Below are 15,712 nucleotides of genomic sequence, written 5' to 3' on the forward strand. Positions count from 1 at the left end.
GGACAGGCGGCCGCCGATCACCCGCTGGTCGGGGCCGTGGTCGCGGCTCCGGACACCGGGGGTGTCACGGTGACGGGCCGGTTGTCGTTGCGTACGCATCCGTGGCTGGCCGATCATGCCGTGGGTGGTGTGGTGTTGCTGCCCGGTACCGGGTTTGTGGAGTTGGTGTTGCGTGCCGGCGACGAGGTCGGCTGCCCGCTGCTGCAGGAACTGACCCTGCTGGCTCCTTTGAGCCTGCCCGAGACCGGTGCACGGCAGATCCAAGTCCTCATCGGTGGTGCCGACAGCGACGGCCAGCGGGTGGTGACGGTCTACTCCCGACCCGACACCGACAGCGATACCGACGGGGAGTGGGTGTTGCACGCCCAAGGCGTGGTAGCTCCCGACACCGCGGCAGCAGTTGTCCCACCGTGGACGCAGTGGCCTCCGGTCGGCGCGGAGCCGGTGCCGATCGACGGCCTCTACGACGGGTTGACCGACACCGGTTACGGGTACGGGCCGATGTTCCAAGGCCTGCAACAAGTTTGGCGCGATGGCACAGAGTTGTATGTGCAGGCTGCCCTGCCCGCGACCGACGGCATCGACAGTGTGGGGGAGGCGCACCGTTACGGGTTGCATCCGGCGCTGCTCGACGCCGTCCTGCACGCGTTGGGCCTCGATGACACTCACGACACCGGGGACACCGGTGGTGGGCAGGGGCCGCGGTTGCCGTTCGCGTGGGAACAAGTCGGTCTGCACGCGACCGGCGCCGCTCTGGTCCGGGCCCGGATCACCAGCACCGACACCGGTGCGGTGTCGATCGTGGTGGCCGACGAGACCGGGCAGCCGGTGCTGACGGTCGGCTCGCTGGTATTGCGGCCGGTCGCGTTCGATCAGCTCACCATCACCTCCGGGGACCGGTTGTTGGCTGTGGACTGGAACCCGGTCACCGCTCCCGAGCCGGTATCGGTGGTGCCGTACATCACCTGGACCCAACACGCCACACCCGACACCGTGAGTGACGGTGCAAGCGATGCGTCGGTGGTCGTGTTCGATGCCCGCGATATCGCTGCTGGTGAGGCGGATCCGGTGTGGCAGGCGCACACCGCGGTGCATCGGGTGCTGGCGGCGGTGCAGGAGTTCTCCGATCCACACTGGTCGGGTCCGGGTGTGTTGATGGTGTTGACCCGTGGCGCGGTCGCGGTGGCCGGTAGCGCGGTGACCGATTTGGCCGCCTCGGCGGTGTGGGGGCTGGTGCGCTCGGCGCAGACCGAAGACCCCGGCCGCATCGTGCTCATCGACCTCGACCTCGACCTCGACCTCGAGCCCGATGCCGAAACCGAATCGGGGGAGGATTTGTTCTCGCCGGCGGTCGCCGAGGTCGTGTCCACGGCTAGCGCGCTCGGCGAGCCGCAGCTCGCGATCCGCAACGGGATCACCCACACCCCCCGACTGACCCGACTCACCTCCCAACCCGCCGAGATCACCGATGGTGACCGCGGTGTGGTGTTGGCCGAGGGCACGGTGATCGTCACTGGTGGTACCGGTGGGTTGGGTGCGTTGGTGGCCCGGCATCTGGTGTCCTCGTACGGAGTGCGGTCGCTGGTGTTGGCCAGCCGCCGCGGGTCTGCTGCTGAGGGGGTCGAGCAGTTGGTCGAGGAGCTGGCCGGGCTCGGCGCGCGGGTGCGTGTGGAAGCCTGTGATGTGTCCGATCGTGCTGCGGTGGCGCAGTTGCTGTCATCGGTGCCCTCGCAGTTCCCGTTGACCGGTGTGGTGCATGCGGCGGGTGTGCTCGATGACGGGATGATGGCGGCGTTGACGCCGCAGCGGGTGGATGTGGTGATGTCGGCCAAGGCCGATGCGGCTTGGCATCTGCACGAGTTGACTCGTGATCGGGATCTGGCGTTGTTCGTGTTGTTCTCCTCGGTGGCCGGGGTCGTGGGTGGGCCCGGGCAGGGCAACTACGCGGCGGCGAACACCTTCCTCGACGGGTTGGCCGAGTACCGGCGTGCCCGGGGTTTGGCGGCGACGTCGATCGCGTGGGGTATGTGGGCTTCGGGGACCGGGATGACCGGGCATCTCGAGCGTGGTGATGTCGCTCGTAACAGTCGTGGTGGGTTCCGGGCGGTCTCGGATGAGCAGGGGTTGGCGTTGTTCGATGCCGCGATCGCGCAGCATCGTGCCACGGTGACCGCGACCCGTCTGGACACCGCCGCGTTGGCCGCGTCCGCGCGGGCCGGGTTGTTGGCACCGCTGCTGCGGGGACTGGCCCCGGCCGCGCGCCGCAGTGTCGATACCACCACCACACCGGGGACCGGATCGGCGCTGCTGGCTCGGTTGGCCGGGTTGGCCGAGCCCGAGCAGCGGCGGCTGGTGCTGGATATGGTCCGCTCGCAGATCGCGGTGGTCCTCGGTCATGCTGGTGCCGAGGCGGTGGAGGCCACTCGCAACTTCCGTGATCTGGGTATCGACTCGCTGACCGCGGTCGAGGCCCGTAACCGGCTCAACACCGTGACCGGGCTGCGGCTGCCGGCGACGCTGGTGTTCGACTACCCGACCCCCGACGCGATCACCGGCCACATCCTGCACGAACTGCACGGATCGGCTGCCGTGCCGGCGATGGTGACACCGCTGGTGTCGGCGGATGTGTCGGATCCGGTGGTGGTTGTGGGGATTGGCTGCCGTTACCCCGGCGGGGTGAGTTCTCCCGAGGACTTGTGGCGTGTGGTGGCCGAGGGGCGTGACACGATCGGTGGGTTCCCGACCGATCGTGGCTGGGACATCGATGCCCTGTTCGATCCCGAACCCGGGATCGCGGGCAAGTCGTATGTGCGTGACGGCGGGTTCGTGTACGACGCTGGGGAATTCGATGCCGGGTTCTTCGGGATCAGCCCCCGCGAAGCGGTCGCGATGGATCCGCAGCAGCGGTTGCTGCTGGAAACGGTGTGGGAAGCCCTCGAACACGCCGGGATCGCCCCGGAATCGTTGCGCGGCAGCGACACCGGCGTCTTCGTCGGTGTCATGCATCACGACTACCCCTACAGCGAAGCCTCCGGCGCGATCGTGTCCGGTCGGGTGTCGTATGTGCTGGGGTTGGAAGGCCCGGCCGTGACGGTCGACACCGCCTGCTCGTCGAGCCTGGTCGCCCTGCACCAAGCCGCACAAGCCGTACGCGCGGGGGAATGCGCGATGGCACTCGTCGGTGGCGTCACGGTGATGGCAACCCCCGGCGTGTTCACAGAGTTCTCCCGACAGCAGGGCCTGGCGCCCGACGGGCGGTCCAAATCCTTCGCCGACGCCGCCGACGGCACCGGATGGTCCGAGGGTGTCGGTGTGCTGGTGGTGGAACGGCTTTCCGATGCCCGCCGTCACGGTCATCAGGTGCTGGCGGTGGTGCGTGGTAGTGCGGTGAATCAGGATGGTGCCTCCAACGGGTTGACCGCGCCGAACGGGCCTTCGCAGCAGCGGGTGATCCGGCGGGCGTTGGCCAACGCGGGTTTGACCACGGGCGAGGTGGATGTGGTCGAGGCCCACGGCACCGGCACCCGATTGGGTGACCCGATCGAGGCCCAAGCGTTGCTGGCCACCTACGGCCAGGACCGGCCCGAGGACAAACCGTTGTGGCTGGGGTCGATCAAATCCAACATCGGCCACTCCCAGGCCGCGGCCGGTGTCGCCGGTGTCATCAAGATGATCCAGGCCATGCGCCACGGTGTGGCCCCGAAAACCCTGCACGTGGATGCGCCGTCGTCGCATGTGGATTGGGACAGCGGCGCGGTGCAGTTGCTCACCGAAGCCCGCGACTGGCCCGACGGGGACCGGCCGCGTCGTGCGGCGGTGTCCTCCTTCGGGATCAGCGGCACCAACGCCCACGTCATCCTCGAACAAGCACCCGCGGTTGCCGAGGTGATTGATTCCGAGGCAACCGTTTCCGACACGACCGGTGTGGTGGTGTGGAGGTTGTCGGGTCGTAGTCGTGAGGCGTTGGTCGGGCAGGCGCGGCGGTTGGCCGATTTCATTGCCGCCGATGCGGGATTAGAGGCCGCCGATGTGGGGTGGTCGCTGTTGCAGCGGTCGCGGTTCGAACATCGTGCGCTGGTCGTCGGTGTCGATCGTGAGCAGTTGCTGGCCGGGTTGATCAGTATCGGCACCGACACCCCGGCCGCGAACACGGTGACCGGCACCGGTGCTGGTGCCGGTAAGACGGTGTTGGTGTTCCCGGGTCAGGGCGCCCAGTGGGTCGGCATGGGCCGGGAGTTGTATGAGCGGTTCCCGGTGTTCGCTGCGGCGTTCGACGCGGTGGTGGCCGAGTTGGATCCGCGGTTGGGTTGTTCACTGCGTGAGGTGGTGTGGGGTGAACACGCAGAACCGTTGAACGCCACCGTGTTCGCGCAGGCCGCATTGTTCGCCGTCGGTGTGGGTGTGTTCGCGTTGCTGCGGGCCTGGGGTGTGCGTCCGGACATGCTGGCCGGTCATTCCATCGGTGAGATCACCGCCGCGCATGTCGCGGGAGTGTTGAGTCTCGAGGATGCCGCGGTGCTGGTCGCGGCGCGGGGCCAGTTGATGCAGGCGTTGCCCGAGGGCGGGGCGATGGCCGCGGTGCAGGCCTCCGAAACCGAGATCGCCGAACTGTTCACCGAATTTGGTACCGGTGCAGTCGATATCGCCGCGGTCAACGCGGTCGATTCGCTGGTGATCTCCGGTGAGGCCGACGCGGTCGAAACGGTCACCACTCATCTGGCCGGTCTGGGTCGGCGGGTCACCCGGTTGCCGGTGTCGCATGCGTTCCATTCGGTGTTGATGGAGCCGATGCTGGCCGAGTTCGCCGAGGTGGTCGCCGGATTGTCCTTCGCCGAACCGGCCATCCCGATCGTGTCCAACCTCGACGGGCAACTGGCCGGACCCGAACTGGCCGACCCGCACTATTGGGTGCGTCATGTCCGTGGCACGGTTCGTTTCGCCGAAACGATCCACACCCTCCATGAGGCCGGTGCGACCCGGTTCCTCGTCGCGGGTCCCGACGGCGGGCTCACCGCGTTGATCGATCAAAACCTGCAACCCCACACCGACACCGGTGTCGTGGTCACCGCGGCACTGCGCCGAGACCGTTCACAAACCGACACGATGCTGACCGCGGTCGCGCACCTGGATGTGGCCGGTGTGGAGATTGATTGGACCGCGCTGTACACCGGGCGTGGTGTCGCCCGTGTCGGGTTGCCGACGTATGCGTTCCAGCGTCGCCGCTACTGGCTCGACACCAGCGCCGGCACCGGAGACGCGGTGTCGCTGGGACAGGCGGCCGCCGATCACCCGCTGGTCGGGGCCGTGGTCGCGGCTCCGGACACCGGGGGTGTCACGGTGACGGGCCGGTTGTCGTTGCGTACGCATCCGTGGCTGGCCGATCATGCCGTGGGTGGTGTGGTGTTGCTGCCCGGTACCGGGTTTGTGGAGTTGGTGTTGCGTGCCGGCGACGAGGTCGGCTGCCCGCTGCTGCAGGAACTGACCCTGCTGGCTCCTTTGAGCCTGCCCGAGACCGGTGCACGGCAGATCCAAGTCCTCATCGGTGGTGCCGACAGCGACGGCCAGCGGGTGGTGACGGTCTACTCCCGACCCGACACCGACAGCGATACCGACGGGGAGTGGGTGTTGCACGCCCAAGGCGTGGTAGCTCCCGACACCGCGGCAGCAGTTGTCCCACCGTGGACGCAGTGGCCTCCGGTCGGCGCGGAGCCGGTGCCGATCGACGGCCTCTACGACGGGTTGACCGACACCGGTTACGGGTACGGGCCGATGTTCCAAGGCCTGCAACAAGTTTGGCGCGATGGCACAGAGTTGTATGTGCAGGCTGCCCTGCCCGCGACCGACGGCATCGACAGTGTGGGGGAGGCGCACCGTTACGGGTTGCATCCGGCGCTGCTGGATGCGGTCCTGCACGCGTTGGGCCTCGATGACACTCACGACACCGGGGACACCGGTGGTGGGCAGGGGCCGCGGTTGCCGTTCGCGTGGGAACAAGTCGGTCTGCACGCGACCGGCGCCGCTCTGGTCCGGGCCCGGATCACCAGCACCGACACCGGTGCGGTGTCGATCGTGGTGGCCGACGAGACCGGGCAGCCGGTGCTGACGGTCGGCTCGCTGGTATTGCGGCCGGTCGCGTTCGATCAGCTCACCATCACCTCCGGGGACCGGTTGTTGGCTGTGGACTGGAACCCGGTCACCGCTCCCGAGCCGGTATCGGTGGTGCCGTACATCACCTGGACCCAACACGCCACACCCGACACCGTGAGTGACGGTGCAAGCGATGCGTCGGTGGTCGTGTTCGATGCCCGCGATATCGCTGCTGGTGAGGCGGATCCGGTGTGGCAGGCGCACACCGCGGTGCATCGGGTGCTGGCGGCGGTGCAGGAGTTCTCCGATCCACACTGGTCGGGTCCGGGTGTGTTGATGGTGTTGACCCGTGGCGCGGTCGCGGTGGCCGGTAGCGCGGTGACCGATTTGGCCGCCTCGGCGGTGTGGGGGCTGGTGCGCTCGGCGCAGACCGAAGACCCCGGCCGCATCGTGCTCATCGACCTCGACCTCGACCTCGAGCCCGATGCCGAAACCGAATCGGGGGAGGATTTGTTCTCGCCGGCGGTCGCCGAGGTCGTGTCCACGGCTAGCGCGCTCGGCGAGCCGCAGCTCGCGATCCGCAACGGGATCACCCACACCCCCCGACTGACCCGACTCACCTCCCAACCCGCCGAGATCACCGATGGTGACCGCGGTGTGGTGTTGGCCGAGGGCACGGTGATCGTCACTGGTGGTACCGGTGGGTTGGGTGCGTTGGTGGCCCGGCATCTGGTGTCCTCGTACGGAGTGCGGTCGCTGGTGTTGGCCAGCCGCCGCGGGTCTGCTGCTGAGGGGGTCGAGCAGTTGGTCGAGGAGCTGGCCGGGCTCGGCGCGCGGGTGCGTGTGGAAGCCTGTGATGTGTCCGATCGTGCTGCGGTGGCGCAGTTGCTGTCATCGGTGCCCTCGCAGTTCCCGTTGACCGGTGTGGTGCATGCGGCGGGTGTGCTCGATGACGGGATGATGGCGGCGTTGACGCCGCAGCGGGTGGATGTGGTGATGTCGGCCAAGGCCGATGCGGCTTGGCATCTGCACGAGTTGACTCGTGATCGGGATCTGGCGTTGTTCGTGTTGTTCTCCTCGGTGGCCGGGGTCGTGGGTGGGCCCGGGCAGGGCAACTACGCGGCGGCGAACACCTTCCTCGACGGGTTGGCCGAGTACCGGCGTGCCCGGGGTTTGGCGGCGACGTCGATCGCGTGGGGTTTGTGGGCTTCGGGGACCGGGATGACCGGGCATCTCGAGCGTGGTGATGTCGCTCGTAACAGTCGTGGTGGGTTCCGGGCGGTCTCGGATGAGCAGGGGTTGGCGTTGTTCGATGCCGCGATCGCGCAGCATCGTGCCACGGTGACCGCGACCCGTCTGGACACCGCCGCGTTGGCCGCGTCCGCGCGGGCCGGGTTGTTGGCACCGCTGCTGCGGGGACTGGCCCCGGCCGCGCGCCGCAGTGTCGATACCACCACCACACCGGGGACCGGATCGGCGCTGCTGGCTCGGTTGGCCGGGTTGGCCGAGCCCGAGCAGCGGCGGCTGGTGCTGGATATGGTCCGCTCGCAGATCGCGGTGGTCCTCGGTCATGCTGGTGCCGAGGCGGTGGAGGCCACTCGCAACTTCCGTGATCTGGGTATCGACTCGCTGACCGCGGTCGAGGCCCGTAACCGGCTCAACACCGTGACCGGGCTGCGGCTGCCGGCGACGCTGGTGTTCGACTACCCGACCCCCGACGCGATCACCGGCCACATCCTGCACGAACTGCACGGACAGGCCCAGCGAAAAACAATTGAGGCGGTGACTCCCGCAACAGTTACGGAGGCATTGGGGGCAATTGAAACCATACTTATCGAAACTGCATGGACGGAAATGGAGTATGAGAAGGTATCGAGCCAGTTCCGAAAGATTATGGCGCGGTGGTCGCAGCTTCGATCTGATCCGATTAATGCATCATCTACTGGTAAAGATCTTGAATCTGTCGATGATGACGAGCTATTTGAAATTCTAGACAGTGAACTGGAGCTATAACCAATGGGTCAAAAATTGCAAAGGACTGGGGTCGAGGCTGTGTGCGGGAATTCCCGGCATTCGCCAAGCTGTTCGACGAGGTGGCAGCGCAGGTGGACTGAAGTTGAAGTGCCCCGTGGCGGAAGGTCGAGTGGGGTGATGAACCAGAACGGTTGAACCCCGCCGAGGTCGGTCTGGGCGCATTCTGCCTGCTGCAGGCGTAGGAGTGCGTCCGGACTTCCTCGTCGGCCGGTGAGATCACCGCGACCCATGCCGCCGGGGTGATTTCACTTAAGGATGCCGCTAAGGATGCCGCGGTGCTGACCGCGGCGCGAGGAAGGTTGATGCACGCCCTTGCCAAGAAGGGCGGGGTGATGGCCGCTGAGGCCCAGATGGCCATACTGCTCATCGGCGGAGTCGATATATCGACAACCGGATGGCGTGACCGGCAACCTGGACCCCATCAGTCCAGGATCAGAGCACCAGCAACGCACTCGGCATCGAGTTCGTGAACACCAAGCGCCCCTGCACATTACGGACGGACAACGAGGCATGGCGAACTTCAAGAGAATCCCCCCGTAGTGGTTGTCGCTTGATCCAGCCGGAAGTTTCGGCTTGCTCCTGACGTAACGTCAGGTCCTAGCGTCAGCGGTACCAGCGCAAGGTGCGTTGGTGGAAGTGAGATGGAAGCGGATGACAGAGTCGGGAGTCGAGCAGGTGTGGAAGGTCGGTGAGCTTGCGGCCGAGGCCGGATTGACGGTTCGGACGTTGCATCATTACGACCGCATCGGGTTGGTTTGCCCGGCCGGGCGCACCAGTACCGGTCACCGGCTCTACACCGAAGCCGATGTCCAGCGTCTGTATCAGGTTTTGGCATTGCGTCAGCTGGGTCTGGGGTTGGACCAGATCGCAAATGTGCTCGCGGGCTCCGTGGCAATGGCGCGGGTGTTGGCCGCGCATCGCGATTGTCTGGCTGCTCAGGTCGTTGCGATGCAGGACCTGCACGCCGTGGTGACGGCGCTGGCGACAACGGCGGAGAACCGGCCCGACGTCTCTGCAGATCACTTCCTGGAACTGATCAGGAGGACTGTCATGATCGATGACACCGTCAAGAAATACTTCACCGAAGATAATGCCAAGGCTTTCACGACCCTCTACTTCGCGCAACTCACGACCCAGCAAAGCGCACTGCGATTTTGGTACGCCGAGGATGCGCAGCTCAAAGTCGGGGACACTCCGTACGTGGGCACGACGGCGATCTTCGAGCAGCTCGTCCAGTTCCCGCGGGGTGGGTACAACATCAACGCGATTGATGTCCAGCCAGGCGCCGATGCCTCTACGCTTCTTCGGGTGACTGGAACTTTCAGCCTGGACGGAACCCCACATCCTCGTCCGTTCGAGACATCATTCACGCTGAACAGCTCCTCGATGATCGCTGACCAGACCTTCCAAGGCATCTAGATCACTTTGGACGATCCCGCTAGGCCTTCGTGTGATGCGATTCCGGGGATTGGCTTCAGCTGAAGCTTGCGTTCTCAGGCCGGGCGCTTCTCGCCATCAGTGTGCGCTCGCGCGACCTGTCACCTTCGGAGTGTGGATGCTTCCTGCCCATGCAACTAGTCCTTTCGGAAAGCGGTTGCAGCAGAGGCTTTCTGTGGCGAAGTGTTCGCCCTACGGTGACCGCACGGGTGCCGATGCGCCGGTTGTCGTCGGCGATATCAACCGTCCATCATGGCGTTGAGCTCGGTGATCGAGTCAACCTAAGGTGCGTTATGCGGTTGGTAGGCGGGGCCGGTACCAGGTGCATGTCGGGGATGGAGCCGTGGCGGAGCATGGTGTGTGCGCACAGGGTTGCCCCGGTGCGGGTGAGTAGCCCCCCAGAAGGTGTGGGCGCGGTGGCGCGCCAGGCAGTGGGTGTCGGTAATCTCGCCGTTGCCGTGCTGGTCTCGATTCTGTTGCGCAGCACTGCGTTCGGACGGAACTCCGGTGCGTCTGGGTAGTCGCGGTGCAGGGTATGGTCGAGCACGAAGTAGCGCGCGGGTGCCGCGTGCGGTGTTCTACGCGGTGAAGTCGCGGCCGAAGAAGCCTCGGTCGAGCAACAGCCCGGCCGAGGCATCGGTGCCGGAGAGCAGATCCCCGGCGACCTTGCTTTGTTGCCGGCGTCTGGGGCGATGTCCCAGGGCTCGGACAAGGCGTGACCCCGGGTCGGTGCGTAGACCCAGGCGGAAGCCGTAGAACCATTCGTTGTGGGGACCGTCGCGGCCGAACTTGGCCACGAAATCGGTTGGGGCATACCAGGAATCTGGACGGCGAGAGAGGTGTTCGACCGGTAGGGCGGTGGTGTCGATTTGTTGCCAGTCGCCGACCGGTAGCCGGTCGGCCAGAGGTGCAGGCAGTTGTTCGAAGGTGCCCCACAGCCAGCGGGTGCGTCGGTTGAAGTGGGATTGACACGGCAGGGCCGGAAAGTAGTCGCTGTGTTCGGTGCGGACCTCGGCCAGCCATGCGTTCTCGGTGGTCATTCTGCGCAAGCGCTGGGCCCGGGCCACGGTGAGAATCTACGCATCGCTGCAGGCTGGGACCGGTTCCGGTCGTCGCGGCAGCGTGGTAACACGGTTCTTGATCGAGTAGTCGATGAGGGCGAGCATGGCAGTGGCATGCAGACGAGAAAGTTTTTGGTACTTTCCGCATTGCTCCGAATGCCCACCCATGTCAACTGGCATAAGGTGCCTGAGGGACCGGCGGAAGCGGGCGATTATCGCCTTTCACTCCGCCCTTCTCGTGCGCACCCTCGACACCAGGGCGGCAGTAGAATGCCGCGATCCCGTAGGCCGACCGGAACGCCGTCCAGCGTTCGGTTTCGGTCCGCTGGCAGTCGAAGCCGACACTGGCGACCGCGGCTTTGAGGTTGTCGTAGCAGATGTGCGCGGGAACCCCGTTCAACACGGTGAAGGCGTGCGTGGCCTTCGACGGACGCTTTCTGCCCGCCAGGAATCGATGCTCGATGAACAGCCTTGCTCAAGAAGGATATTCGCAGCGAGTATAGAACCACGACACCGTCCCCCGGCAGCGCACCACGATCCGAAATCGACCTCGGCCTCCGCGCCGGGTCGGGTCGGCGCGACTGTGGCCCGAATGCCCGCGCTGGCTCCCAGTCGGCCTCAGCCCGGATCTGTGGTTTTCGGTCACGGATGTAGACCCGCAGGATCTCGTAGCCGACGTCGACCATGCCGAACTTGTCGGTAAGGCGGTGATAGATCCACATCGCCGTGTGCCGCTGCTTGCGCGGCGCGTCCAGATCCGCCCGCAGCATCTCATCGAGCACCCGCTTATTCGGATTGAGCTTGGATGCCCGCTGCGGATACGATTTACGCCGCGGCGGCCATGCTGAGGCCACCGCCTGCTCGATGGTGTCGCCGCCCCACGTGATGCTAGCGCTGAATCACCGTCTTCGGCACACCCGCCCGGAGATCGCGATGGATCGCCACGAACAGCTCCACCTTAGACATCCTCATCATGGGCGCGCACCCCGTGCCGAATCGTGCCTTGCATTCTCACCCCGGCCCACCCGCCACCACGCGGCGATTCACCAGTCGACACACCGGAGTCGGCGTCAGGAAACCACGCTGGGGTTCACCAGTAAAACAACCCTGACAGGTTCCGGGCGAAAGACTCACCGGTTTGTCCAGGTCGTGAATACCTTCCGCTGACCGCGACCCAGGCAGACATCGCGGTGTTCGTGCGTGAGTTAGCCTCGTGCCCGAACCGCCTCGGCACCAATGTGGTGGCACCGCCGCTAGCGGGACAGATATCCGACTAGTGAATTTAATGCGCGGACCCATCCCTCGTCGTGGCCATCGAGCGCCTTCTTGTGACTGTCCATAGGAAGCTGAGCAAATCCGGATTCACCCACAGTCAGCCGGGTGCCAGTGGCCACCGGTTCTAGCGTGAACTCCACGTAGGTGCGACGCGGATCCTCCTCTGGCAGTCCGAAAATGCGCCAGGTAAACCCAAACATCCTCGGCTTTTCCACCCGCTCAACCAACAAGTCCCAAATGAGGTCTTCCGTCCACCACATCCGACCCGCACCGCCCGGTCGTAAGTCGATCTCCGCCTTGACGCCGAACCAACTACCGAGCGCCTCGACAGTGGTCAGGGCTGCCCATACATCGATTGGCGGATGCGCTAGCTTGACGGTCTGTTCGATGCGATCAGTGACCCCCATCAATTACCTCCAACCAGTGGCGATCTGAGGGCTGCAGTACTGTTGCAGCCCCTCAGATGCGACCCAAATATCACTACACGCCATTACGATTGCGCCCGATTATGTTCTCGATGAGGTCGGTGGCTCGGGTAGTACCACCCTCGGCCTTCGTATCCGCACGCAGCTGCTCCAAGCGGCGGGCGACCTCCGGATCGCTGACGAGTTCGTGTAAGGCCTTGCGGAGGGTCTCGGCGGTGGCGTCTGCGGTGTCGATGCGGCGGGCCACACCCAGTTCCACGAGCCGGTCGGCGTTAAGCGGCTGTTCGACGGCCTGCGGCACGGCAATCATCGGGACGCCCGCCAGCAGGCCTTCGCCGCAGCCGCCCATGCCAGCGTGTGTAACGAAAGCATCCGCCTGCTCCAGGATGGCCCGTTGGGGGACCCAGGAGTGCACTTCGACATTGGGCGGAATGTCGCCAAGCTCCTGCGGATCGGTGTACTTGCCGATCTGCAGAACGATGTGCCATCCGGGCAGGTCACCAAAAGCCTGCAGGCACTGGCGGTAGAACTCTGACTGCCGGGTGTACGCGGAGCCTAGGGAGATCAGCATGACGTTCTCCGCATCTGCCGGGCGGACCCAACTCCCCTCGTCCTTACGTGGGTCGAAGCAGGGGCCCACGAACGTCACCACGTCGGTGTCGACCTGGTCGGCGTACGGTTGCATCGCCCGTGGTATCAGGGCCAGGGCTCGAACGGGCCGATTAGCGAAGGTATCCACATCTGTAATAGCCACACCGCAATCCGCAAGCCACTGTGCGGCTCTCGCTCGGTAGGCGTCGGCGCCGGGCAATTGCCGTAGCTGTGCGACGACCTCCTGGTCGTAGCCGTTCCACGCCACGAACGTCGGAGACAGCTGCACGATCGGGCGACCCTGCGTTTCGGCGAGAACGCGCGCGGCGTAGGCGCCGATGTCATACAGATAGAGATCCGCGGGATCGTGGTCGTAGGCGGCGCGCAATTGCGGGAGCGCTTGCATGGCGTCGTCGAGGAACAGGCTCCTCGCAGTGATAGGATCGTCGGGCCAGTCATTGTCGGCAACCGGCAATACTGAAGTGCAGGGCACGAATTCGGCGCCCGTAGCGGTGATCAGGTCGGCTACGGCCGGGCCGTTGGCGTAGGTTACGCGATGGCCACGGATCACTAGCTCGCGGATGATCTCCAGGCTCGGCAGGACGTGGCTGACAGCGGGGAAACCGACCATCGCGATGTGGGCAGAGCGGAAAGACATGGAAGCGTCACTCATTTCAGGTCTTCGGCAGCGGCTCTATAAGAATATTTCACGCGAAAGCTTTCACATTGCATATGCCGAGAGCCTCGCCGGTTTGAGGATGAAGTTCGCTGAAAACCTTCATGCCTTTGCTGCGCAATAATTCTTCGACGTCGACGACTCTCGATTTCTCCGTGTTGTGCACTTCAAGTGTGACATTGCGAATCTTCTTCCAATCTGCATCATCAATTCCGCCAAGTACCTCAAGTTCCGCGCCTTCGACATCGATCTTGAGCATATCGATCACAGTGCATTCGGGGTACTCGCGAGCGAGCGAGTGGGAGAGTCGGTCAATATTCACGGTGATAATCTTCGATGCCCACAGCATTTCCAACTGATCGGGATCGAGAAACTCGGCCATCCAGCGCTTCTGGGGCAACTTACCCTCAGGGTGCAGGGTGGAATTTCCAGGAACAACGGGATAGTATGTGAGATTAGCTGTGCCGGTCTCAGTGCCGAGGCAGTGCTCATGAACCGAAATATCGGTGAATGGATCCAAGTTCTTCCGCAAAGCCTGCGCAGTTTCCGGTGCAGGCTCATATGCGGCGATCCGCGCATTCGGGTATCGCTGTTTCATATACATGGAGAAAAGTCCAATATTGGCACCCACGTCAATGATGAACGGATCGTTTCCCAAATCTTGTCCACCATAGCTGTCTTCGACGAAGATTTCCTGATAGATAAACTTGGCCTCCGCCTCGCTGACGGCATAGCAGGAGAAGTCGTCGTCGAGGTAGACCTGGGTAAGATTCATTTACTTAACGCCTTCCAAAATTGATCGAAGGAATGCCTAAAAGTTAGGCTTGTTTTTTGAGTCGGTGTCGTCGCTAGAGCGAGCGCTATGTGAGATGGGCCGCAACCCACGGACCTATCACCACTATCGCTGGCCGCCAAGGCTTTACCGACGTGTCCAGCGTCTGTGTAGTCAATGATGGACTGTCACAACTGATCTGGAGAGTTTCCCCCTGGGGGCCTGGCTAGCCCATTCCTGTAAAGCCACGGGGGGTTGGACTCGGGCGAGCGCACTCACGCCACTTCCGCTGCGCAATCTCTCAAGATGGTCAGTGAAGGGCCTCCCAAATAGCCACTCGGCCAACGGCACTCGACTCGGTTGGCCAATGTGGGCACTTGTCACTCTGAGCGCTCAAACCCCGTCGATGTTGCGCCCCACTTCCGTACCAGTTCTCAGAGTCTCCCCAAACCTCCACGCTGCGAACCATACTCGCATCAGACCACCAACGTCGGTGACGTAGGTCACTCCAGGTTGAAGTCGCAGGCAGGATGCTGTGCCACGCCAGACATCTGAGCCTTGCGTCAAACCTCGACGCTACGAACGATAGTCACATCAGCCCACCGACAATCAACACCTTGCTCAGTTGCTCAAGCTCATGCATGATCTTGATGGGGGGGACGGTCTGCGCAGTCCTCCTGGCTCGGTTCTGCACATCGGACGAGAGGGCTTCACATGGCGGAAGATGCCGATGACACGAGCCTGTGGATCCGGATGTTTGATGCCTCTTTCGACGCGGAATCGCGGCGTGTGTGTCTTCCTGATACGGGAGGCTCTGTCAGCTTCTTTGCGGTCTCGCAAGCCTTGACCCGGCACTGTGAAGTACTGGCAGTGCAGCATCCCGGACGTCAACACGGTCCAACAGAGAAGTGCATCGAGAACATTCCGGAACTCGCCGACGTGGTCACCGAACAGCTAATTACCCGGATCGATCGACCTCTGGCCATGCCTGGGCATGGCCTCGGTGCCATATTGATGGTCGAGGGTGTCCGCCGATTATTTGCCTACGACGAAATTCTCCGGATGGCTCTACCGGTCATCAGTGGCGATTGCGCAGCGGCAGGGGCATGCCGATATGCCAATGACGCCACATCGTTACAGGCTCCGATTCCTGCGTATGTCAGTCACGATGACTCGAAGATAATACTTAACGGTGCTCGTGACTGCCCTCGGATCGATGCTATGAGCGAGGTCGTTCTCGACGGTAGGCGACGTGTCATGAACTCAGCGTGCACTGCTGCTAGCCCCTGCCTGCTGGTTAAAGAATGACGGTGATCGCAGATTATATTCAATATTCAAATAGTTCGAAATTCTG

The 15,712-nt window shown here is 64.0% G+C and carries 7 protein-coding genes (1 of these 7 only partly in view); 3 read left to right on the plus strand and 4 right to left on the minus strand.

The window, feature by feature from the left end; genetic code table 11:
- Both ACFK0J_RS16450 and ACFK0J_RS16455 read left to right on the plus strand, forming a co-directional pair.
- Window positions 1–8,100 carry the final stretch of an SDR family NAD(P)-dependent oxidoreductase gene (locus tag ACFK0J_RS16450; protein ID WP_378741117.1) on the plus strand. Its footprint begins 20,724 nt before the window's first position, so 8,100 of the gene's 28,824 nt are visible here — the last part of the coding sequence; its start codon lies off the left edge, out of view; its stop codon occupies window positions 8,098–8,100.
- A 672-nt stretch (window positions 8,101–8,772) separates the two neighbouring features.
- Window positions 8,773–9,540, plus strand: a complete 768-nt coding sequence (locus ACFK0J_RS16455) for a MerR family transcriptional regulator (RefSeq protein ID WP_378741119.1) — start codon at window positions 8,773–8,775, stop codon at window positions 9,538–9,540.
- 596 nt (window positions 9,541–10,136) lie between these two features.
- Here ACFK0J_RS16455 and ACFK0J_RS16460 read toward each other — a convergent pair.
- The 4 genes from ACFK0J_RS16460 to ACFK0J_RS16475 all read right to left on the minus strand — a co-directional run bounded on the left by ACFK0J_RS16460 (window position 10,137) and on the right by ACFK0J_RS16475 (window position 14,361).
- Window positions 10,137–10,625, minus strand: coding sequence for a hypothetical protein (locus ACFK0J_RS16460; protein ID WP_378741121.1), 489 nt, complete (start codon window positions 10,623–10,625; stop codon window positions 10,137–10,139).
- 1,247 nt (window positions 10,626–11,872) lie between these two features.
- Window positions 11,873–12,301 (minus strand): SRPBCC domain-containing protein, encoded by a 429-nt coding sequence (locus ACFK0J_RS16465; RefSeq protein WP_378741123.1) that lies wholly within the window; start codon window positions 12,299–12,301, stop codon window positions 11,873–11,875.
- A gap of 73 nt (window positions 12,302–12,374) precedes the next feature.
- Complete coding sequence (locus ACFK0J_RS16470; protein WP_378741125.1) at window positions 12,375–13,583, minus strand: macrolide family glycosyltransferase; 1,209 nt, start codon at window positions 13,581–13,583, stop codon at window positions 12,375–12,377.
- A 34-nt stretch (window positions 13,584–13,617) separates the two neighbouring features.
- Window positions 13,618–14,361 (minus strand): FkbM family methyltransferase, encoded by a 744-nt coding sequence (locus ACFK0J_RS16475; protein ID WP_378741127.1) that lies wholly within the window; start codon window positions 14,359–14,361, stop codon window positions 13,618–13,620.
- A 711-nt stretch (window positions 14,362–15,072) separates the two neighbouring features.
- On the opposite strand from ACFK0J_RS16475, the gene ACFK0J_RS16480 reads away from it, so the two are divergent.
- Window positions 15,073–15,666 (plus strand): thioesterase II family protein, encoded by a 594-nt coding sequence (locus tag ACFK0J_RS16480; RefSeq protein ID WP_378741129.1) that lies wholly within the window; start codon window positions 15,073–15,075, stop codon window positions 15,664–15,666.
- Window positions 15,667–15,712: the final 46 nt, after the last annotated feature.

Source organism: Nocardia brasiliensis (assembly GCF_042691675.1).
In the GTDB taxonomy this organism is placed as follows: Bacteria; Actinomycetota; Actinomycetes; order Mycobacteriales; family Mycobacteriaceae; genus Nocardia; species Nocardia brasiliensis_D.